We start from the raw sequence: 19682 nt of genomic DNA on the forward strand, positions 1-19682 counted from the left end.
GTCTGCGACGGTCCGTGGGTCGGTCGGTGCCGTCCCAGTCTACTGAGCTAGCTCAACACGTCCTTCGTGGTGAAACGGCCGTAGGCGAGCGCCCCGAACACGGCCACGTAGCTTGCCTGCAGCAGCGCGTTCTCCCGGAACGAGTCCCAGAGGAGGGGCGCGCGCAGCAGGTCCGCGAAGCCCATCCAGTGATGGGTGAACAGCCAGGGGTGCAACCACGCCAGCTGGGGCAGGGCACCGAGGATCTGCGCCACGATGGTCAGCACCACGGCGGCGGCCATCGCCCCGACGGGCACGTCCGTCAGCGTGGAGACGAAGAGGGCGATCGCGCCTAGTCCGCTCAGTGAGACGGTCGCGTAGAGCACCATCAGCCCGATCCGGCCGAGCGTCTCCGCCGAGGTGATGGTCATCCCCGAGGGCAGCACCAGCGGTCCGGTCCCGAACAGCGCCAGCCCGGTGAGCACGCCGACGGCGGCCACCACCAGCGCCGCGGCCAGGCAGAAGACGAGCGCCACCGCGTACTTCACGGCCAACAGACCGGCCCGCCGGACAGGGGCCACCAGGAGGTACCGGAGCGTGCCGTGGGCGGCCTCCCCCGCGATCGAGTCCCCCGCCACGACGGCGACGGTCAAGGGGAGGAAGAAGGGCATGCAGACCATGACCGCGGCCACCGCCAGGAACAGGCCGCTGGCGGCCACCTGGTCCAGGAAGGCCGGGCCCCTGCCCTGCGGTGGCCCGGACGTCACCCGCACCGCCACCCCCATGAGCACGGGCACCGCGGCCAGTGCGGCCAGCAGCGTCCAGGTGCGCCGGCGCCGGAAGAGCAGTCCCAGTTCGGAGACCAGCAGGACCGTTCCGGTGCGTGTGGGACGGACCTGGCTCTCGGGGTCACTGCTCAACGTCGAACCCCTCCCCCGTCAGCTCCACGAACCGGTCCTCCAGGCTGGCGTGCTCCACCTCGACGCCGCGCACCCCGACCCCGGCTGCCACGAGGGCGGCGACGATCCGCTCGGGCTCCGGCCCGTCCTCGCCCAGCGGGGCGCGCAATGTCCCGGCACCCGGTGCGGGCACGCCCTCATCGACCGGCGCCAGGCCCAGGCCGCGCAGGACGTCCCCGGCGAGCGGGACGTCCCGGGTGCGGACGAGGATCCGGCGGGGGCCGTCGTCGAACAGGGAGGCCAGCGTCCCCTGGGCCAGCAGGCGGCCACGGCCCACCACGGCCGCATGGGTGCAGACCTGCTCGATCTCGCTGAGCAGGTGGCTGGAGACGAAGACGGTGGCCCCGTCCTCCGCCAGGGATCCGATGAGGTGGCGGACCTCCCGGGTGCCCTGCGGGTCCAGGCCGTTGGTCGGTTCATCCAGGATCAGCAGCTCGCGCTCGGAGGCCAGCGCGTTGGCCAGCCCGAGGCGCTGCTTCATACCCAGTGAGTAGGCGTGCACGGCCAGCCCGGCCGCTTGCCCCAGGCCCACCCGGTCCAGGGCCCGGCCGATGCGCCGCTTCCGCGTGGCGGGATCGGTGGCCCGGTTTGCCGCGTCGAGGCGCAACAGGTTCGCCGTCCCGGTCAGGTAGGGGTAGAACGCCGGGCCCTCCACGAGGGTCCCGACGCGCGGCAGGACCTCCATGGCGGCCTGGGGCATGGGCCGGCCGAGCACGCTCATCGTCCCACCACTCGGCGCGGCCAGGCCGAGCAGCATCCTGATGGTGGTGGTCTTGCCGGAGCCGTTGGGGCCCAGGAAGCCGAACACGGAGCCGCGGGGGACCTCGAGGTCCAGCCCCTCCACGGCCAATCGGGCACCGAACCGTTTGCTCAGTCCCCGGGTACGGATGGCCGACTCGGCCTCGCCATGGTCGGCGGAGGGCACGCTCACCCGGGGCTCACCGGCCGCTCACGCGGAGCTCGCCCGGTGCTCATCCGGAACTGGCGACATCGAGCAGGCGCTCGAGCGGGACCGGACCGGCGAGGACCCGGCCGTCGTCGGCGAGCAGGACCGTGGCCAGCGGCGTTCTCAGCACCCGGCCCGCCGCGGAGTCGATGGCGTACTGGTCTAGGAGCGGCGAGTCCGTCAGGCCCGCGGGCACCTTCTCGGCGGGGATGACGGCGACGGCGTCCCACCCGGAACCGAGCACGGCGTCACCGCCGGCCGGATGTCCGCCGGCGCCCTGCGGACCGGAACGGTGCGCATCAGGCCACATGCCGCCGTCGGGCCGGAGCCGTTCGACCTCGGCGCCCGCGGGCGGGGTGAACTCGAACAGACCGGCGTCCGGGGCCTCGGTCGAATAGCTCGTGTACTCGACGCTGATGGCCGGGTCCTCCTGACCCACGGCCAGGACACGGACGCTCAACGGCGCGCCGGTGGCGGCGTCGACGGCAAGGGTGACGTCCTCGACGAGCGTGTCCGGAGTGTGCGGGTCGAGCCGCAGCGTGTAGGCGTCCCGGCCGGCGACTCGGGTGTCCTCGCCAACGGTGACCTCCGTGGTGGGATCCAGCCCCGCCAGCGCCTTCTCGGCCAGCCGCTCCGGGGTCATGTCCCCTTCCGGGACACGCGCCATGCCGTGGCCGGGGCCCGCACCGTCGGGTCCCTCCGGCAGGATGACTTGCGTGGCCCGGCCCTCCGCCGAATCGTAGGCCCAGACTTCTTGTCCGTTGCGCACCACATTGCGCTCGTCCGTGCCGTCGAAGACCTGCACCCGGAGCCGGTCGGCACCGTCCGCGAAGACGCGCGCCTCGTGGGTTCCGGACAGCAGCGAGAACGCCTCGGCGAGGCCCTCCGGCACAGCTCCGGCGGCACTCGACCCTTCCGGTCCGCCCCGCTCCGGGCCCTGCCGCGTCGGCAGTTGTGGCAGGCCCAGCGCGAAACTGGCCTCGACGGTGCCGGAGAAGGAGGTGTCGTGGTGCCCCGCGGCGAACGCCAGGACCTCCTCGGCTGTCCGTTCCGGCAGGTCCGCCTGGGCGTTGGCCGTCAGGCCGCCGCCGAGCGCGACCACGCCCACGATCACCGGCGCCGCCACGGCCGGGATCCACTTGCTGCGCTGCTTGGATGCCATGGGAGGTCCGCCTTAGGGAATTCGTCTTCCCGTCAACGCTACGCCGGCCCCGGGCCCGTGGCGAGGGGCCCGGGCCTCAGGACCGCGGCTTGAGCTTCTCCGGATCGTAGAAGGGCGTGGCCACCACGGTGGCGGGGATCCGCTTCTGCTGGCCGTCCAGCTTGCCGATCTCCACCTCGGCACCCACCTCCGCGTGCTCCACCATCATCCGGCACAGGGCGATGTTCTTGCGCAGGACCGGGGACCGGGTGGCGGAGGTGACCACGCCGACCTGGAAGCGGCCCACGTGCACCGTGTCCCCGTGCCCGGCGGGCTCGTTGCCCGCCAGTTCGAGGCCGACCATCCTGCGCTGTGGGTTCTCCTTGCGCTTGAGCAGGGAATCCCGGCCGGAGAAGTCGTCCTCCTTGGTCTTCAGTGGCACGGTGAAGCCGATGCCGGCCTCGAAGGGGTCGATCTGGTCGTTGAAGTCATACCCGGCGAAGACCAGCCCGGACTCGATCCGCAGCATGTCCAGCGCATCGAGTCCCAGTGGCGTGAGCCCGTGGGGCTCGCCCGCCTCCCAGACCGCGTCCCACACGGCGTTGGCGTGGCTGGGATGGCAGAACAGCTCGTAGCCGAGCTCGCCGGAATAGCCCGTGCGGGACACGATCACGGGCGTGCCCTGGTGGTCCCCGATCCGGCCGATCGTGAAGCGGAACCAGGTCACCGAGTCGAAGTCCGGCTGGTGTGGTGGGGTCCAGATCAGATCCCTCAGGATGTCCCGGCTGGCCGGGCCCTGCACGGCGATGTTGTGCAGTTGGTCCGTGGAGTCCTTGATCCAGACCCGGTCCAGGCCCCGCTCGGTGGCCACCTGCCGCATCCACTCACCGGTGTAGTCCTCCCCGGGGATCACCCGGAAGTTGGTGTCGGAGCAGCGGAACACGGTGGCGTCGTCGATCATGCCGCCGGTGTCGTTGCAGATCGCCGTGTAGACCACCTGCCCCTCGGAGAGCTTGCGGATGTTCCGGGTCATGCAGTACTGCAGCAGCGCCTCGGCGTCCGGGCCGATCACCTCGAACTTGCGCAGGGTAGACAGGTCCATCACGGCGGCCTTCTCCCGGCACGCCCAGTACTCGGCCTTGGGCCCGTAGCCGTCGTAGTGCGTCGGCAGCCAGAAGTTCCGGTACTCCGTGAACTGCTTCGTCAGCGCACTCGTCCGCTCGTGGAAGGCGGTCTCACGCGTGAGTTTGGGCACGGAGTCGGGGTTGGTGCGGTGGGTGATGGCCATGGAGAATTTCCGCTCCGAGGGGTAGACGCGCAGGTGGATGTCGGTGGGGACCCAGCCGTTGGAGGGGTCGATGTCGTCGGGGCAGGCGGAGGAGGCGCAGACCAGGTCCTGCTGGGCCTGCATCATCACGTAGTCCCCCGGGCGGGACCAGGGCTCGTCGAACACCAGCATGTTGTGCTCGTCGAACATGGTGTTGTAGAAGAGGTTCAGCGCCGGCCAGGACTTCCGGGCGGCCACCGAGTACCGCTTGAGCTGGCCGTTGAAGTTGTCCGTGCAGTTCACGTGCCCCGGGTAGCCGAAGTCCTCGTAGTACTTGGCGTTGCAGGCCGGCGTGAAGGCGTCATGACGTCCCACCGTGTCCCGGACGATCGAGACCAGCGGGTCCATGTCCTGGTTGTAGAACTTGCCGTGCAGCCCGGGCTGGGCGTATGCCTGACCCACGATGTGCCGGGTGGTGCTGGCGTCCAGCCCCAGCTCCCGGCCCTCCTGCAGGGCCCGAGCATCGAAGGCCAGGAAGTCCGAGCACTGGCGGCCGGCCACATCGATGATCTGGATGTAGTCGCCCTTCTTGACCTCGTAGCCGATCGCCGTGCTGTGGTCGATCCGCACGTCCAGGACCGGCTCGGCCAGGGGCGGGGGCAGCTCGATCTCCCGCGGCCGGTACGGGTCCGCCCGCTGGACCTCGATCATCAGGTCCGAGGGCGGGTTCTGCTCCTCGAAGGACATGGCCCAGGTGGGGTTCCCGACGACGGCCGTCACCGGCCGCTGCGCCGTGAACGTCTCCCGGGACCCGGCTGGGGACCAGCCGCCGAACAGGCGAACGCCGTGGGCGGCATCCGGCCGCAGCCCGCGCAGGGCCAGGGCGGTGACCACCGTGGCCACTTGCTGGTTGTCGAAGGATGAGGCCTCCGTCAACGCGCCCAGCACCGTCGCCGGCGCATCAGCCCGCAGTCCGAGGGCGGAGAAGTCCTCCCCGCCGTTGCCCAGCACGGTCAGCTCGGCGGCCTGGGCCCCGAAGCGGTCCACCACGGTGAGCTCGTCCCCGGACTCGAGTTCCAGGGCGGTCACGCCGCCGGGGCGGACCCAATACCGTTCGTGTCCCGGCACCACGGGCAGCAGCCCCGGTTGCACCAATCGCGGCCTGGCCAGATCGAGCGGAAGTGAAGTCAGGTCAGGGAGATCGAGGGGTGCAGTCACCGGTATCCCTCCTCAGGGATGTCTGAACAATGGTCGGGACGCTCTCCGGTAGCGGCGTTCCCCGCACCGTAGCCCACATTCCGCACGCATGTAAGGGTCCTGGAGGACCGGTGTGCCGAGGGGCGGGAACGCCGCCGTCCATCCCTGTGATTCCGGCGGGTCCGGCGGATCCCGGTACGGTGACACCATGACCGAAACCTCGAGCGCCACCACCCGGATCGCCGTGCTGATCGACTGTGACAACGTCTCCCCCACCCACGCAGGCGCGGTGCTGGAGGAGCTGGCCACGTACGGCACCCCGACCATCAAGCGCGCCTACGGGGACTGGACCACCAACCAGCTCAGCGGCTGGAAGAACGAACTGAACCGGCTGGCCATCCAGCCCACCCAGCAGTTCTCCTACACCGTGGGCAAGAACTCCACCGACTCGGCCCTGATCATCGACGCCATGGACCTGCTCTGGATGGGCAACGTGGAGGCCTTCGCGATCGTGTCCTCGGACTCCGACTTCACCCGGCTGGCCACCCGGCTGCGCGAGTCCGGCAAACGCGTCATCGGTCTCGGCGAGCGCAAGACCCCGGAGTCCCTGCGCAATGCCGTGGACCAGTTCATCTACCTCGAGCTGCTCGGGGGCGCCCCAGAAGACCCCGCCCCGCCCCGGCGGGCCACGCGCCGGGGCCGCAGGGGCGGTGTCGCCAACGACAACGACACCGATGCCGCCGATGGCACAGCCGACGCACCTGGCGCCGTCGACGTACCTGACTCATCTGACGCACCAGATGCAGCGGACGAGGACACCCCGCGGATCAACCTCGAGAGCGCCCTGTCCAAGGCCGTCAACGCCACCAGCGGTGACGACGGCTGGGCCTCCCTGAGCCGTGTCGGCCAGCACCTGAGCCGCGCCCACGTGGACTTCGACCCCCGTGACTTCGGGCATCAGAAGCTGAGCACCCTGGTCTCCGAACAGCCCTACCTGGAACACCGCACGGCCGATTCCCGCATGCAGGTCCGCCTCAAGCAGGGCAGAAACCGGATGTGACCGTCCCGGCCCGGCTACCCGCCGGAACTTTCGGGATACCCTGACCGGCATGCCTGTATCCCCCGTCACACCCCGGCCCGGCGCCGGCCACCGCCTGGCCGAGCTGATCCGTCTCCGCACCGTCTCCGCCCTGCACGGTGAGCCGGAGCAGCCCGCCGTCGCCGCGGATTTCGAGGCGTTCCCGGAGCTCATGGCCCGGCTCTACCCACTCGTCCACCAACGGCTGGATCACGAGATCGTGGATTCCACCGGCCTGCTGTTCCGCTGGCGGGGTGCCCGGGCCGCAGACCCCCTGGTCCTCATGGCACATTGGGATGTGGTCCCGGCACCCGCGGACCAGGCCCAGTGGACTGCCGTCGGCTGGGAGACGGACCCGTTCGCCGGCACGGAGGACCACGTGTCCGGCGAACCCGTGGTGAGGGGCCGTGGCGCCCTCGATGACAAGGGCCCGCTCGTGGCCCTCCTGGAGGCGGTGGAGAACCTCCTGGCCGCAGGATTCACTCCGGATCACGATGTCTGGCTGGTCTTCGGCGGCGACGAGGAGGTCGGCGGACGCAACGCGGCGGCCATCTCGGACCTGCTCCGCGAGCGCCTGCGAGAGGAACAGGGCCAGGGCGCCGAACCGTGGCTGGTCCTCGACGAAGGTGGCGCGGTGGTTCCCGCACCGCTGTCCTTCGTCCAGGGCACGTGTGCCATGGTGGGCCTCGCCGAGAAGGGTCAGGCCCAGTTGCGGCTCACCGTGTCCGGAGCCGGCGGCCACGCCTCCTCCCCACCCTCCGGAACCCCCATCCCGCGTCTGGCCCGCGCGCTGCGCCGGCTGGAGCGGCGGCCCTTCCCGGCTCGGCTGAACGGCACGACGTCGGCCATGCTCGGCGCGCTCACCCCTCTCGCCTCCGGGGCGGCCGGCCGCGCGCTGCCGTGGGCCCTCCGCTCCGGGACCGTGGCGGCCCGGGCCCTGGGCGCGATGGGCGGCGAGGCGGCCGCCATGGTGCGCACCACCGTGGCCCAGACGAGGCTGGAGGCCGGGACAGCGAACAACGTGCTGCCCTCCACGGCCAGCGCCACCCTGGATTGCCGGATCGTGCCCGGGGAGACCGTGGCCGGTGTCCGGGACGGCATCGTCCACCGCATCGCCGACCCCGGAGTGCAGGTCGAGCTCCTCCACGGACAGGACCCCTCCGGCGAATCCCCCGCGGACGGTAATCGCTTCGCGGCGCTGGACGCCGCCGTCGGGACCTCCTGGCCGGATGCGACGACCGTGCCCTACCTGTTGATGGCCGCCACCGACTCCCGGCATTTCCATGCCTGGTGCCGCCACGTCTACCGGTTCGCCCCACTGTGGATGGATGACGCTCAAAGGGCCTCCATCCATGGGGAGAACGAGTGGGTGTCCGTGGCCTCGCTGGAGCGGGGTGAACGCTTCCACCGCAAGCTCATCACCGGCCGAGGCGGCCGCTTCCCCGACTCCGCCGTGACGGCCCCCGGCGCCATGACGGCTCCCGGCGGCCAGGGGTGAAGGCGGGCCTCCGGCGGCGTCAGCGGGGTGGTGCGCTGCTCTTCGGCGGGCTGGCCTCCGTCGTGGGGTTCCTCGCCTTCGTCGAGTTCACCTCCGGGGTGCTGCAGGGCTATTACGCGCCCCTGTTGACGGACATCGCCCGGCACCTCGGGGTGAATGACGCGGATGTGAACTGGCTGGAGGGCTCCCAGCTGATGCTGTCCGCGCTCGTGGTGCCGATGCTCTCCAAGCTCGGAGACCAGGTGGGTCACCGGAAGGTGCTGATCTGGTCCACCGCCGTGACCCTGGCCGCATCGATCGCCCTCGTGGTGGCGCCCGAGTTCTGGGTGTTCCTGGTCGCGTGGGCCTTCCAGGGGTTCTATGTGGTGTGGCTGCCGTTGGAGGTCGCCCTGATCTACGTGCGGACCGCGGCACGAGAGGACGCCGCTGCGGCAACTTCGGGGCCGACAGCGGGGCCGGCGGCGTTGACGCGGCGGGCCGCCGCCGTGCTGGTCGGGGCCCTGGAGGTCGGAGCCATCGCCGGAGCCCTGGCCGCCGGCGCCCTGGTGGACACCATGGACGTCCAGGCCGTGCTGGTAGTCCCGGCCGTCGTGGTGGGACTGTGCCTGGTGGCCATCATCCTCGGGGTCGAGGAGACGCCCGGGGCCTCCCTGGCGAACTTCCGACGCCGGGATTTCGATATGGCCGGGCTGTTCTGGGTCACGGTGGCCCTCGTGCTGATCATGGGGTCGCTGTTCGTGCTGCGGGGTGCCGGCCTCGCACCGGACCGCCCCGGGTTCTGGCTCTCGGCACTGATGCTCGTGACCGGCGCCCTCGCACTGGTGCGGTTCGTCCGGGTCGAGCGGGAACATCCCGATCCCCTGATCGACATCCGCATGTTCACCGACCCCGCCCTGTGGCCGGTCTTCGCCACCGCGGGCCTGTTCGGGGTCTCGGTCCTCGGTGCCCAGGCACCGCTGTCCACGTTCGCCCGGACCGACCCCGAGATCTACGGCTACGGACTGGGGACCACCGGTTTCCAGACCTCCCTCATCATCGGCACCTATCTCATCGCCATGGTGGCCGGGGCCGGCCTGCTGCCGGTGGCCTCGCGGTGGACGAGTCCGAGGCTGGCCCTGTTGTTCGCCACCCTGTGCGTGGCGGTCGGCTTCGGCCTGTTCCTGCCGTTCCATGACCAGATCGGCCAGGTGGTGGCGAACATGGTGGTGGTGGGCCTCGGTTCCGGCGCCCTGGTGGCCTCGCTGCCGGCGGCGGCCGCCGCGGCCGCCCCGCGAGAGCAGACCGGCGTGGCCACCGGACTGACCAACTCGGTCAAGACCGTGGGCGGCGCGGTGGCCTCCTGCATCTTCGGGCTGGCACTGGCCACCACCGCCGCGGCGGGGATACCGGGCCCCGAGGTCCTCCCGGAGGTCGCGGGAGCTCCCGACGTCGGCACGGCCGGTTCGTTCTCCGGTTACCTCACCGTGTGGATCGTCTGCTCGGCCACCGCCTTGGCGGCCGCGGTCCTGCTGCTGTTCGTCCCGAAGAAGGCGTTCCAGTAATCTCAGACCATGGTGGCGGAGTGGACGGCAGCAGGTCCGGATGATCCCCTCCTCCTGCCACCGTCCCGAATCCTCGTGGCCGGCGTCTCCGGTTCCGGGAAGACCACGCTCGCCGGCCGAATCGCCGCACTCACCGGCATACCGCACACGGAGATCGATGCGCTGCACCATGGACCCGGTTGGGTGCCGCGCGGGGAGTTCGTCACCGAGGTGCGAGAGCTGGTCGGCCGGGAACGGTGGATCACCGAATGGCAGTACAGCCAGGTCAGGGAGCTCTTGGCAGAACGTGCGGACGTGCTGATCTGGCTCGACCTGCCCTTCACCCGAGTCGTTCTCCCCCGGCTGGTGCAGCGGACGCTCCGCCGACGTTGGCACCGCGAAGTGCTGTGGAACGGCAATGTCGAACCGCCACTGTGGACGGTCCTCCGGGACAGCGATCACGTGGTCCGCTATGCGGTCACCGGCCGCCGCAAGTATCACCAGAAGATCCCTGCCCTGGCCGCGGCGCGGCCCGAGCTGCCGATCATCCGCCTCCGCTCACCGGCCCAGGTCGAGCGGTGGATGTCCGGGCCCCTACGGGACGTCGTCGCCCGACCTCCACGACTCTGACCAGGGCCCACGTATCCGATGCGTACAGCGTGGGCTAGACGCGACGGCCGAGGTCCAACGCGGCCAGGACCCCGAGGGCGTCCGGGCTCGGTGCGGTGGCGGCCAGGTCCAGGGACTCCTCAGCGGCCGACCGGGCCGTGGGCTGGCCGAGGGCGATGAAGCGGGTACCGGCCGGGACGGAGGTGCCCCGGCGGCGGACCAGCTCCCGCACCGCGCTCGGACTCGTCAGCACGACGTCGGCCCCAGGCACGTCGTCGACAGTCGCCAGGGCATCCGCGGACGCCACGCCCTCGCCCCCCGGCCCCTCCAGCAACCGCCGATCCGTGGCCGCCGGGTAGGGCACGGTGCGGTACGCCTGCACGTGGTGGACCTCCCAGCCGCGTTCGGCCAGCCCCTCTGCGACCTCGTCCGTGGCAAGAGCGGACTGCGGCAACAACAGGACCCGGCGGGGAGTCTCACCTGGTGGCGGAAACTGAGCGAGGATCCCGGCCGCGGAGGCGTCGCCCTCCGGCATCCAGGGAACCTCGGTGCAGCCGGCTTCGGCCAGGACGCGGGCGGTCCCAGGGCCGGTGACGGCCACCCGGATGCCGGCAGCCACCCGCCCGTCCCAGCCGGCGCGGACCAGGGCCCGGACGGTGTTCGGGCTGGTGAGGACCAGCCACGCCGGGACGGGTGCCGGCCGCTCATCAAGGGCCATGTCCCGCACGAGGCCACGGAGCCCGGTCAGGTCCTCCGGCAAGGCGAAGTCGGTCAGAGGAAGGAAGGCGATCCGGTAGCCAGCCTCGGCCAGGCCGGCCTCGACCGCCCCGGCCTGGGCCGGTTGGCGGGTCAGGATCACGGGACGGCCGGCAGCCACGGGCATCAGGAGGTCACTGCGGGGCAGGCAGCAGGTCGGCGCCGCCGGCCAGCATGGCCTCCGCCACGTCGATGCCGAGCTGGCGGGCCAGCCCGAGCGTCTCGGTGTCGGCGGAGCCGTCCTCGAGGCGGACACGGACGGCCGGCAGGTCCACGGAGGCGTGCTCACGCAGCAGGCGGCTGCCGTCAGTCGCGGCCACCACGGCGTCCATCACCAGCCGGGCAGGTTCCTTCTCCACCCGGGCGAGGGCGCCGATCGGTGCCGCACATCCGGCCTCGAGCCGCTCCAACAGGGCCCGCTCGGCGGTGACCTGCAGCCGGGTGACGGCGTCGTCGTACCCGGCCAGGGCCTGCGCCACCGGATGGGTGGACCCGGCGCCGGTCACCGCTGTCTCCGGACGGCACTCCACGGCCAGGGCGCCCTGCCCCGGGGCCGGCATCATGACAGTCGGCGCGAGGCGTTCGGTGATCGCCCAGTCGAAGCCGATCCGGTCGAGTCCGGCGCAGGCCAGGATCACGGCGTCCAGATCGCCGCGCGGGGCGCCGGCAGCCGCAGGGGCGTGATCATCGTGCTGTTCCAGCCCCGGAACCCGCGCGAGGCGGGTCTGCACATTGCCGCGGATGTCCACGACGTCCAGGTCCGGGCGCACGGCCTTGAGCTGGGCGACCCGCCGGGGCGAGCCGGTGCCGACCTTCGCACCCTGCGGTAGCTCGGACAGCCGCAGGCCGTCCCGGGCGCACAGGGCGTCACGGACATCCACCCGCTTCGGGATCGACGCGATGACCAGGCCGTCCGGCTGGACGGAGGGCAGGTCCTTGAGGGAGTGCACCGCGAGGTCGACCTTGGCATCCAGCACCGCGGCGCGCAGGGCCGAGGCGAAGACACCGGTGCCGCCGAGCGAGGCCAGGGAGCCCCTGGTCACGTCCCCCTCGGTGCGGATGATCTCCAGTTCGGCGTCCAGCCCGGACAGGCCGGCCAGTGCTTCTGCCACAGTGGTCGTCTGGGTGCGGGCCAGTCGGGATCCGCGGGTGCCGATCGTGAAGGTACCGGTCATCGGGTCGGAACACCCACCTCGGAATCGAAGGCCGCCACCGTGGGGCGGACGGTGCCGTCCCGCATGACCTTGACGCAGCAGTTGGGCGCACACACGTCATTCCACGCGCCGAAGCAGCCCACAGCGGCCCGGCCCTCTCGTCGGCCCAGGCGCTCCTCGACGATGTCGACGAGGCCCGAGACGAAGGCCGGATGCGTCCCGGGCGTCGGGGTGCGGCGGAAAGCCAGGCCGAGGTCCTCGGCGGTCTCCTTGGCCTCGGTGTCCAGGTCCCACACCACTTCCATGTGGTCGGACACGAAGCCCAGCGGCACCACGAGCACCCCGGCGAGCGGGCCGGCGTCGGCCCCTTCGCCGTGGTTCTCGCGTTCGCCCTCACGTTCGCCTTCGCGTTGGTTCGCATTCGCGCCGGCGGGCGCGGCCACCAGCTGCTCGATCGCATCATTGATGTCCGGCTCGAGCCACGGCACGTGCGGGGCACCGGAGCGGGACTGGTAGACCAGTGACCACTCGATGCCGGCGGCCTCGGGGACGCGCCGCAGGATCTCCTCGGCCACGTCCAGGTGCTGGGCCGAGTAGACGTCGGCACCGTTGCCCTCGCCGGGCGCCAGCCCGGTCTTCTCCTGCAGTTCCGCAGCCACCGGGCGGGGCCCGGCGGCCTCGGCATCCGAGGTCGGGATGGAATGCGTGGCGAAGAAGATGTGCAGCCGGCCGTCGGCCCGGCCGGCGGCCGCCAGCTCGGCTTGGATCTCGGCCAGCGCGGCACTCAGGCCCTCGGCGAAGGGGGCTACGAATCCAGGGTGGTTGAAGTACTGGCGGATCTTGTCTGCCTCGAGCTTGCCCTCCAGGCCGGTGGATCGCAGGGTCATCCCCAGGTCCTCACGGTACTGGCGGCACGAGGAGTAGCAGGAGTAGGCCGAGGTGGCCACGGTCAGCATCTTCCGGTGCCCGTCGGCGTAGATCTGCTTGAGGGTCTCGGGGAAGTAGGGCGCCCAATTGCGGTTGGCCCAGTAGACCGGGAGGTCGATCCCGCGGGCGGCGAGCTCGGTCTGCAGGGCGTCCAGCAGGGCACGGTTCTGCTCGTTGATCGGGCTGATGCCGCCGTTGGCCCGGTAGTGTGTGGCCACCTCCTCGAGACGCTCATCGGGGATGCCGCGGCCTGCGGTGACGTTGCGCAGGAAAGGGATCACATCATCCTGCCCCTCGGGTCCACCGAAGGAGGCCAGCAGGATGGAGTCGTAGTCCTTCGCGGCCATGGTGCCGTTCTCATCCACCCCGGCCAGGGGATCGAAGGGCTGGTTCCCTGCCGCGTGCTTGGCGGTGTCCGTCATCAGGCCAGGACCTCTGCGATCTCGCTGGTGGTGATGTGGCGGCCCGTGTAGAAGGGCACCTCCTCGCGCACATGCATGCGGGTCTCGTTGTTGCGCAGGTGGCGCATCATGTCCACGAGGTTGTTCAGCTCCGGTGCCTCGAGGCCCAGCAGCCACTCCCAGTCGTTGAGGGCGAAGGCGCTGGTGGTGTTGGCCCAGACCATGGGGAACTCGCGGCCCAGCATGCCGTGTTCCTTGAGCATCCGGCCACGCTCGGCCGGCTCCAGCAGGTACCAGTCGTAGGAGCGGACGAAGGGGTAGAAGCACAGCCACTTCAGCGGCTTGCGTCCCATGGCGAAGGCCGGGATGTGGTCCTTGGCGAACTCGGCCATCCGGTCCGAGCCCATGGCGGACAGCACGATGGTGGTTCCGGCCAGCAGCTCGGTGCGGCGCAGGGTGCGGATGGCGGCCTGCAGGTCCTCGGCCACGTGGCCGTACATCCAGACCATCAGGTCGGCATCGGCGCGCATGCCGGAGACGTCATAGGTGCCGCGGACGGTCACGCCCTTCTCGGCGAGCCCGGCGACGACCGCGTCGAACTGCTCCACAGCCCGATTCCGCTCGGTCTCGGTTTGGCCCCCGGCACCGTTGCCGACCGCGTTCCGCGCGAAGACGGTATAGGTGGTGAACCACTCGACCTTCGCGGCATCGCCGGGGCTGTCTACTCCCTGGGTGCCGGCGTCTGCGTCGCCATGAGGCTGGTTCTCGGTCATCGTCACAACTCCTGTGGTGTCACCTAGGGTCTGGGTTCCGTCCCCACCGCCGGTTTCTACAAGCGGTAGAACGAGCGGTCCCAGCCTACCCCTCCCGGCGGCGGGATGCCTCAGCCGGGTTCAGTCGGCCCGCGGGACCGGTGGAGGGATCACGGCACGATCCGCCGGCGGGCATCGGCCACGATGGCGGCCAGTCCGGTCCCGGCCAGCCACGCCCCGACCGCGTCCAGCCCGGGCTGGTCCGCCAGCCAGGTGCGCACCGCCTCCACCCGGGTCCGGTGGTCCGTGGTGGCCGCGGGCAGGGCGGACTTCCACCGCACCACGAACGAGTCGACCAGCCCCGCGGCCACGTCCACCCCGGTGAGGGCGGTGGCATCCGCCAGGGCCCTGGCCCGCAGGTCCTCCTCCGGCGTGCGGTACCCCGGCGCGGCCGAATCGGGGGCGTCGGTCACCCGGCCGTAGGACAGGCGCACCACGTGGCGGTGGCCGCCGAGCTCCTGCCGAGCCCAGTCCCACTTGGCGCTGACTTGGGTCAGGGCCTTGGCACCCACTACATCCGAGGAGACGGCCGGTGAGACCAGCAGACCGGTCCCACGGGGGTTCGCGTCCAGTTCGGGCGCATCCACCACCAAGGTCACGAGCGCGACGCCGGCCCCCTCCTGCGGGCGGTCCTCGGCGGACAGTGCCCCGCCGGAGGCGGGGGCGAGCAGGTCCCAGGCTCGGGGACCGTCCGTGGCCACGACCACGCGATCCACCGTGACGGCCTCGGTGCCGCCCGCGCCGGCGGTCAGCTCCACGGTCCAACGGTGTTCGGCTGCGGCACGCGGTTCGCGAGCGGCACGCGCCAGCGTGACCGCGCGGGTGCCGGTCAGCACGCGGGCACCCGCGCGGCGCAATTCCTCGGTGAGCGCAGCGGTCAGGGTGTGCATGCCCCCGCGCAGGGAGGCGACCACGGCTCCCGGCGGGGCGGCGGCGCGTCGGGCGGCCACGGCGCGGGCCAGTGACCCCTCGGCGACCAGGGCCTCCAGCAGGCCGGGCGCGACGGTGCGCAGGTCCAGGGTGTCCGGGTCCGCGGAGTGCACCCCGGCGACCACGGGCGCCACCAGGGTCTGCAGCACCCCCTCCCCCATGCGGTCCCGGACGACGGCGCCGACGGTGACCGGGGTCCCCTCCTCGACGGCCTGGCGCCAGGTGTCCAGTGAAGGCGGCGCGGGCATCGTGTGCGTGGCAGACGTCGCATCCGCTGAACCGACCGGCGAGTCCTCGAGGTCCCGGCGGGCCCGCTCCAGGGCGTCGGCGCCGAGCGCCTCGGCGACCTCGGGGGCCTCCAGGTCACCCGGGATCCCGAGGATCCCCAGGCGCGGTGCGGGCACGGCGCGGTGGTCCTGCCCCGGTCCGGACGGCGGCAGATACAGCCACGAACCGCCCGGGTGGGGCGCGACGACGGCCTCCCCCAGTCCCAGCTCCTCCACCAGGTCGCGCACGGCCGGGGTGCGGACGGCGAAGGACTCCGCGCCGGCGTCGAGGGTGAGCTCGCGGCCCTCGGGCAACGCCACCGTCCGCGGGGCCACGCAACCGCCGAGGGAGGCGCCGGCCTCCACCAGGGTGACCTCGTATCCCGCGCGCACCAGTTCCCAGGCCGAGAGCAACCCGGACACTCCCCCACCGACCACGAGGGCGGTGGGGGTGTCTGCCGGCCGGGAGGTCACGGCTGGATCGAGTGGATCAGGTCCACTATCCGGGTCAGGACCGTCGGGTCAGTGGTGGGCGGGACGCCGTGACCGAGGTTGACCACATGCCCGGGGGCCACGCGACCGGCCTCGACGACCTCGCGGACGTGGGCTTCGAGCACCTCCCAGGGGGCGGACAACAGGGCCGGGTCGATGTTGCCCTGCAGCGGGACGGTGCCGCGCCCGTCGGGGCCCGGCGTGGCACCCAGGCGGCGGTGCGCCTCGCCGAGCGGCAACCGGTAGTCGACGCCCATGACGGAGGCTCCGGCGTCGCGCATGGCCGGGAGGATCTCCGAGGTGCCGGTACCGAAGTGCACGAGCGGCACCGGCTGGCCGCTGCCGTCCACCAGGTCACGGACGTGGGAGAAGGCACGGGCCGAGTGCGGCTGGACGTACTGCTGGTAGTCGTCCAGGGACAGGGATCCCGCCCAGGAGTCGAAGAGCTGGCCGGCGGAGGCCCCGGCCTCGATCTGCGCCCGGAGGAAGGCGCCGGCAGTGTTGGCGGCCCACGTGGCCAGGGCGTTCCAGGTCTCGGGATCCGCGTGCATCATGGTCCGCGGACCGAGGTGGTCGCGGGACGGGCCGCCCTCCACCATGTAGGCGGCCACGGTGAACGGGGCGCCGGCGAAGCCGATCAGCGGGGTGCTGCCCAGCTCGGCCACCGTCAGGCGCACGGCCTCCCGGATCGGCTCGAGGGACTCGTCCGTCAGTTCGGGCAGGGCAGCCACATCAGCGGCGGTGCGCACCGCCTGACCGAGCACGGGGCCGGTGCCGGGGACGATGTCCACATCGACGCCGGCCAGGCGGAGCGGGACGACGATGTCGGAGAAGAAGATGGCGGCATCGACGTCATGCCGGCGCACGGGCTGCAGGGTGATCTCGGAGGCCAGTTCCGGCCTCAGGCAGGACTCGAGCATGCCGATGCCCTCGCGCACCTCCCGGTATTCCGGCAGTGATCGGCCGGCCTGCCGCATGAACCACACCGGGGTGCGGGAGGGGGTGCCGCCGCGGAAGGCGGTGACCAGGGGCGATCGGACGGTGGATCGGGCCGGGTCGGTGGTGGCCAGCGGATGGTCGGCAGGCAAAGAGGTGCCGGTCAGGGGTTCGGACATGACCGACATTGTCCCATTTTCCTTCTGCAGTGGTGAATCGCGGACGGATCGCGGACGGATCGCGACGGCGCCGTGGCGATCAACACAGGGTGCCCTTCTTAGACCCACAGGATCGGAGGGACTAGAATCGGCGCATTGTGGCATTGTTTTCCCTGGTTGCCTCGCACACCGACCTTGACCTCGACACGGTGGCGCAGCTGAGCAACGGCACCGGCGAGGTCGCTTCTGTCATCCCCGAATCCTCCGTCAGCGGTGCGGTCGTGCTGGCCACCTGCAACCGGGTGGAGATCTACGCCGAGGCCCCGGATGACCAGTCGGTCGAGCAGGCCCGCGCCGAGCTGCTGCAGGCTGTGACCCGTGGCTCCGGCCTGGCTCCGTCCACGGTCGAGTCCTCCTTCAAGGTCCTGACCGGTGACTCCGCCGTACGCCACCTGTTCGAGGTGGGTTCCGGGCTGAAGTCCGCCGTGGTGGGTGAACGCGAGATCGCCGGGCAGGTGCGCCGCGCACTGGGCACCGCCCAAGAGACGGGGACCGCCACCGGCACCCTGGTCAAGCTCTTCGAATCGGCCACCCGCACCGCCAAGGACGTCGGCACGCGGACCGCGCTGGGATCGGCAGGCCGCTCCATCGTCTCCGTGGCACTTGACCTGACGGCAGACCTGCATGCAGGGGTCACCGACGCCGAGACCCGCGCCTTCTGGGAGCAGGCCAACATCCTGGTGATCGGCACCGGGTCCTACGCCGGTACCACCCTGGCTCAGCTGGCCGATCGCGGCGCCGTCCACGTGGGCGTGCACTCCGCCTCCGGCCGCGCGGAGGCCTTCGTGGCCGACCGCGGCGGATGGGCCATGGCCCTCGGCGGGGAGAAGATCCACGGTGCGATCGCCGAGGCCGACGTCCTGATCGGCTGCTCCGGTGGCGATCGGCGACTGGAAGCGGAAACCCTGCGCCGGCTCCGCGAGGGCGTCGAGACCCGGCTGACCGTGTTGGACCTGGCCCTCAGCCACGACTTCGATCCGGCCATCGCCGACCTGCCCGGCGTGGACCTGATCACCCTCGAATCGGTGAAGATGGCCGCCCCGGAAGGGCAGCAGGAATCGATCGTGGAGGCCGCCCGACTGGTGGACGGCGCGGTGGCCGGGTACGTGCAGGAGCGCAAGTCCCGCAGCGCCAACGAGGCCATCGTCGCCCTGCGCAAGCACACCCAACAGGTGCTGGAATCCGAGATGGAGCGGGTCCGCGGCAAGCACGGCTGCACCGCCGCCGCCGAAGAGGTGGAGTTCGCCCTGCGCCGCATGGTCCGCCAGATGCTCCACGAGCCCACGGTCCGGGCCAAGGAGATGGCGGCCGAGGGACGTCTCGAGGAGTACGAGAACGCCCTGAACATCCTGTTCGGCCTGGAGGTCTCCGCACCCGTGGCCCAGGCCGGTCTCGAGTCCTGCCCGGCGGACGTCGCACCGGACGCCACCGCCGGAGCAGTGGAGCCGGCCTCCGAAGCAGCCCGGATCGCCTGATGGGGCTACCGGCCGGTAGACTGGCCTGCACCGTCTGCACCTGACGGGTCATTCCAGAAAGGCATCACCGTGAGCACCTCCCCCGTGCGCCAGTCGAGGTTGCCCCGCGAGGAGCGTCGCAAGCAGTTGCTCGATGCCGCCCGGCAGGTCTTCGTCGACCATGGGTTCCACGCGACCTCGATGGACGATATCGCCGTGGCCGCCGCCGTCTCCAAGCCGGTGCTCTACCAGCACTTCCCCGGCAAGCACGAGCTCTTCCTCGACCTCATGGACACCCAGGTCGACCTGCTGGGGTCCGCCATCACCGCGGCGTTGGAATCGACGACGGACAACAAGGCCCGCGTGCAGGCCACGATCCACGCCTATTTCCAGTTCGTGAACAGTCCGGACCGGGCCTACCGCCTGTTGTTCGACTCCGGGCTGAACAACGACCCGGACGTCGCCCTGCGGATGGAAGGCCTGGACCACCGGTTCGCCGCAGACATCGCCGAGGTCATCGCCGCCGACACCACGCTCTCCCGCGAGGAGGCGCTGCTGCTGGGCCACGGCCTGGCCGGACTGGTGAAGTCCTCCGCTCGGCACTGGGCCGGACAGTCCGGCGACGACTCGCGGCCGGACCTGGAAACCGCGGCCGACCTGGCCTTCCGTCTTGCCTGGCGCGGCATCAGCCGTTTCCCCAAGGAACGCTGACAGTCCGCTGGCGAACGTCCCGGGCGCACAGGTCACTGGCCGTTACGCCCGTGGCCGAAGTGGGCCCGACCCCACCGCGCAGCGACCGGTGATCCTCTAGTCTGCTGTCGGACCAGTATTCGCCGGACCACGGACCCCGTGGGCACCGGCCCCCGTGACCAGAAGGAGACAGGCATGGAAATCCGCATCGGTGTTCAGAACGTGGCCCGCGAAGTCGTCATAGAGTCGGACGCCACCAACGAGGACGCCGCCCGATTGGTGTCCGATGCGTTGTCCGACGGCGGCACCCTGCGCCTGAAGGACACCAAGGGCCGCCTGGTTCTGGTCCCCTCGGCCATCATCGGCTATGTCGAGATCGGCACCGAGACCCCGCGTCCGGTCGGCTTCGTCCCGACCCCGGGTTCCTGACCCCCGGCACTCTCGGCAACGCC

Annotated in this window: 17 protein-coding genes; 7 read left to right on the forward strand and 10 right to left on the reverse strand. The window is 71.2% G+C overall.

Features of this window, described 5'->3' with window-relative positions; translation table 11 throughout:
* Positions 1 to 47: 47 nt before the first annotated feature.
* The 4 genes from ACFFIO_RS05575 to ACFFIO_RS05590 all read right to left on the reverse strand — a co-directional run bounded on the left by ACFFIO_RS05575 (position 48) and on the right by ACFFIO_RS05590 (position 5510).
* Positions 48 to 899 (reverse strand): ABC transporter permease, encoded by an 852-nt coding sequence (locus ACFFIO_RS05575; RefSeq protein WP_378040598.1) that lies wholly within the window; start codon positions 897 to 899, stop codon positions 48 to 50.
* Complete coding sequence (locus ACFFIO_RS05580) at positions 889 to 1863, reverse strand: ABC transporter ATP-binding protein (protein ID WP_378040732.1); 975 nt, start codon at positions 1861 to 1863, stop codon at positions 889 to 891. The genes ACFFIO_RS05575 and ACFFIO_RS05580 overlap by 11 nt, the downstream gene beginning before the upstream one ends.
* 46 nt (positions 1864 to 1909) lie before the next feature.
* On the reverse strand, positions 1910 to 3046 hold the full coding sequence (locus ACFFIO_RS05585; RefSeq protein WP_378040599.1) for a LolA family protein: 1137 nt from the start codon (positions 3044 to 3046) through the stop codon (positions 1910 to 1912).
* Between the two features lie 76 nt (positions 3047 to 3122).
* Positions 3123 to 5510, reverse strand: a complete 2388-nt coding sequence (locus ACFFIO_RS05590; protein WP_378040600.1) for a trimethylamine N-oxide demethylase — start codon at positions 5508 to 5510, stop codon at positions 3123 to 3125.
* Between the two features lie 187 nt (positions 5511 to 5697).
* Here ACFFIO_RS05590 and ACFFIO_RS05595 point away from each other — a divergent pair, with 187 nt between their 5' ends.
* From ACFFIO_RS05595 to ACFFIO_RS05610, 4 genes are read left to right on the forward strand one after another with little or no spacing between them, the layout of a single operon-like run.
* On the forward strand, positions 5698 to 6549 hold the full coding sequence (locus ACFFIO_RS05595) for an NYN domain-containing protein (RefSeq protein WP_378040601.1): 852 nt from the start codon (positions 5698 to 5700) through the stop codon (positions 6547 to 6549).
* Between the two features lie 49 nt (positions 6550 to 6598).
* A complete protein-coding gene (locus ACFFIO_RS05600; RefSeq protein WP_378040602.1) occupies positions 6599 to 8065 on the forward strand; it encodes a M20/M25/M40 family metallo-hydrolase in 1467 nt (488 codons plus the stop codon).
* Positions 8062 to 9606: an MFS transporter gene (locus ACFFIO_RS05605; RefSeq protein ID WP_378040603.1), complete on the forward strand. Its 1545-nt coding sequence runs from the start codon at positions 8062 to 8064 to the stop codon at positions 9604 to 9606. The genes ACFFIO_RS05600 and ACFFIO_RS05605 overlap by 4 nt, the downstream gene beginning before the upstream one ends.
* A gap of 9 nt (positions 9607 to 9615) precedes the next feature.
* Positions 9616 to 10215: a P-loop NTPase family protein gene (locus ACFFIO_RS05610; RefSeq protein WP_378040604.1), complete on the forward strand. Its 600-nt coding sequence runs from the start codon at positions 9616 to 9618 to the stop codon at positions 10213 to 10215.
* A gap of 34 nt (positions 10216 to 10249) precedes the next feature.
* On the opposite strand, the gene ACFFIO_RS05615 is transcribed toward ACFFIO_RS05610, so the two are convergent.
* The 6 genes from ACFFIO_RS05615 to hemE form a co-directional block, all read right to left on the reverse strand.
* Positions 10250 to 11077: a uroporphyrinogen-III synthase gene (locus tag ACFFIO_RS05615; RefSeq protein ID WP_378040605.1), complete on the reverse strand. Its 828-nt coding sequence runs from the start codon at positions 11075 to 11077 to the stop codon at positions 10250 to 10252.
* 7 nt (positions 11078 to 11084) lie between these two features.
* Complete coding sequence (hemC, locus tag ACFFIO_RS05620; RefSeq protein ID WP_378040606.1) at positions 11085 to 12125, reverse strand: hydroxymethylbilane synthase; 1041 nt, start codon at positions 12123 to 12125, stop codon at positions 11085 to 11087.
* On the reverse strand, positions 12122 to 13453 hold the full coding sequence (locus ACFFIO_RS05625; RefSeq protein WP_378040607.1) for a ferrochelatase: 1332 nt from the start codon (positions 13451 to 13453) through the stop codon (positions 12122 to 12124). The genes hemC and ACFFIO_RS05625 overlap by 4 nt, the downstream gene beginning before the upstream one ends.
* On the reverse strand, positions 13453 to 14205 hold the full coding sequence (gene hemQ / locus ACFFIO_RS05630) for a hydrogen peroxide-dependent heme synthase (protein WP_378040608.1): 753 nt from the start codon (positions 14203 to 14205) through the stop codon (positions 13453 to 13455). Before hemQ ends, ACFFIO_RS05625 begins: the two co-directional genes overlap by 1 nt.
* Positions 14206 to 14354: 149 nt before the next feature.
* Positions 14355 to 15914, reverse strand: coding sequence for a protoporphyrinogen/coproporphyrinogen oxidase (locus ACFFIO_RS05635; protein WP_378040609.1), 1560 nt, complete (start codon positions 15912 to 15914; stop codon positions 14355 to 14357).
* The gene (gene hemE / locus ACFFIO_RS05640) at positions 15911 to 17047 is read right to left on the reverse strand and encodes a uroporphyrinogen decarboxylase (protein WP_378040610.1); all 1137 of its coding nucleotides are present in this window, start codon (positions 17045 to 17047) and stop codon (positions 15911 to 15913) included. The genes ACFFIO_RS05635 and hemE overlap by 4 nt, the downstream gene beginning before the upstream one ends.
* Positions 17048 to 17184: 137 nt before the next feature.
* On the opposite strand from hemE, the gene ACFFIO_RS05645 reads away from it, so the two are divergent.
* From ACFFIO_RS05645 to ACFFIO_RS05655, 3 genes are all read left to right on the forward strand, one after another.
* Positions 17185 to 18561 carry a glutamyl-tRNA reductase gene (locus ACFFIO_RS05645; protein WP_378040611.1) on the forward strand — a complete coding sequence of 459 codons (1377 nt, stop codon included), beginning with the start codon at positions 17185 to 17187 and terminating at the stop codon, positions 18559 to 18561.
* Between the two features lie 69 nt (positions 18562 to 18630).
* Positions 18631 to 19251, forward strand: coding sequence for a TetR/AcrR family transcriptional regulator (locus tag ACFFIO_RS05650; RefSeq protein WP_378040612.1), 621 nt, complete (start codon positions 18631 to 18633; stop codon positions 19249 to 19251).
* 174 nt (positions 19252 to 19425) lie between these two features.
* Positions 19426 to 19659, forward strand: a complete 234-nt coding sequence (locus ACFFIO_RS05655; protein ID WP_378040613.1) for a DUF3107 domain-containing protein — start codon at positions 19426 to 19428, stop codon at positions 19657 to 19659.
* The last annotated feature ends 23 nt before the right edge of the window (positions 19660 to 19682 follow it).

Origin of the sequence: Citricoccus parietis, assembly GCF_042433045.1 — a bacterium.
Classification (GTDB): domain Bacteria; phylum Actinomycetota; class Actinomycetes; order Actinomycetales; family Micrococcaceae; genus Citricoccus; species Citricoccus parietis.

Excerpts from the sequence above, each read along its gene's own strand:
- hemQ (WP_378040608.1), bottom strand. The coding sequence starts at position 14,205 with ATGACCGAGAACCAGCCTCATGGCGACGCAGACGCCGGCACCCAGGGA.
- ACFFIO_RS05600 (WP_378040602.1), top strand. The coding sequence starts at position 6,599 with ATGCCTGTATCCCCCGTCACACCCCGGCCCGGCGCCGGCCACCGCCTG.
- ACFFIO_RS05655 (WP_378040613.1), top strand. The coding sequence starts at position 19,426 with ATGGAAATCCGCATCGGTGTTCAGAACGTGGCCCGCGAAGTCGTCATA.
- hemE (WP_378040610.1), bottom strand. The coding sequence starts at position 17,047 with ATGTCCGAACCCCTGACCGGCACCTCTTTGCCTGCCGACCATCCGCTG.
- ACFFIO_RS05595 (WP_378040601.1), top strand. The coding sequence starts at position 5,698 with ATGACCGAAACCTCGAGCGCCACCACCCGGATCGCCGTGCTGATCGAC.
- hemC (WP_378040606.1), bottom strand. The coding sequence starts at position 12,125 with ATGACCGGTACCTTCACGATCGGCACCCGCGGATCCCGACTGGCCCGC.
- ACFFIO_RS05615 (WP_378040605.1), bottom strand. The coding sequence starts at position 11,077 with ATGCCCGTGGCTGCCGGCCGTCCCGTGATCCTGACCCGCCAACCGGCC.
- ACFFIO_RS05610 (WP_378040604.1), top strand. The coding sequence starts at position 9,616 with ATGGTGGCGGAGTGGACGGCAGCAGGTCCGGATGATCCCCTCCTCCTG.
- ACFFIO_RS05585 (WP_378040599.1), bottom strand. The coding sequence starts at position 3,046 with ATGGCATCCAAGCAGCGCAGCAAGTGGATCCCGGCCGTGGCGGCGCCG.
- ACFFIO_RS05625 (WP_378040607.1), bottom strand. The coding sequence starts at position 13,453 with ATGACGGACACCGCCAAGCACGCGGCAGGGAACCAGCCCTTCGATCCC.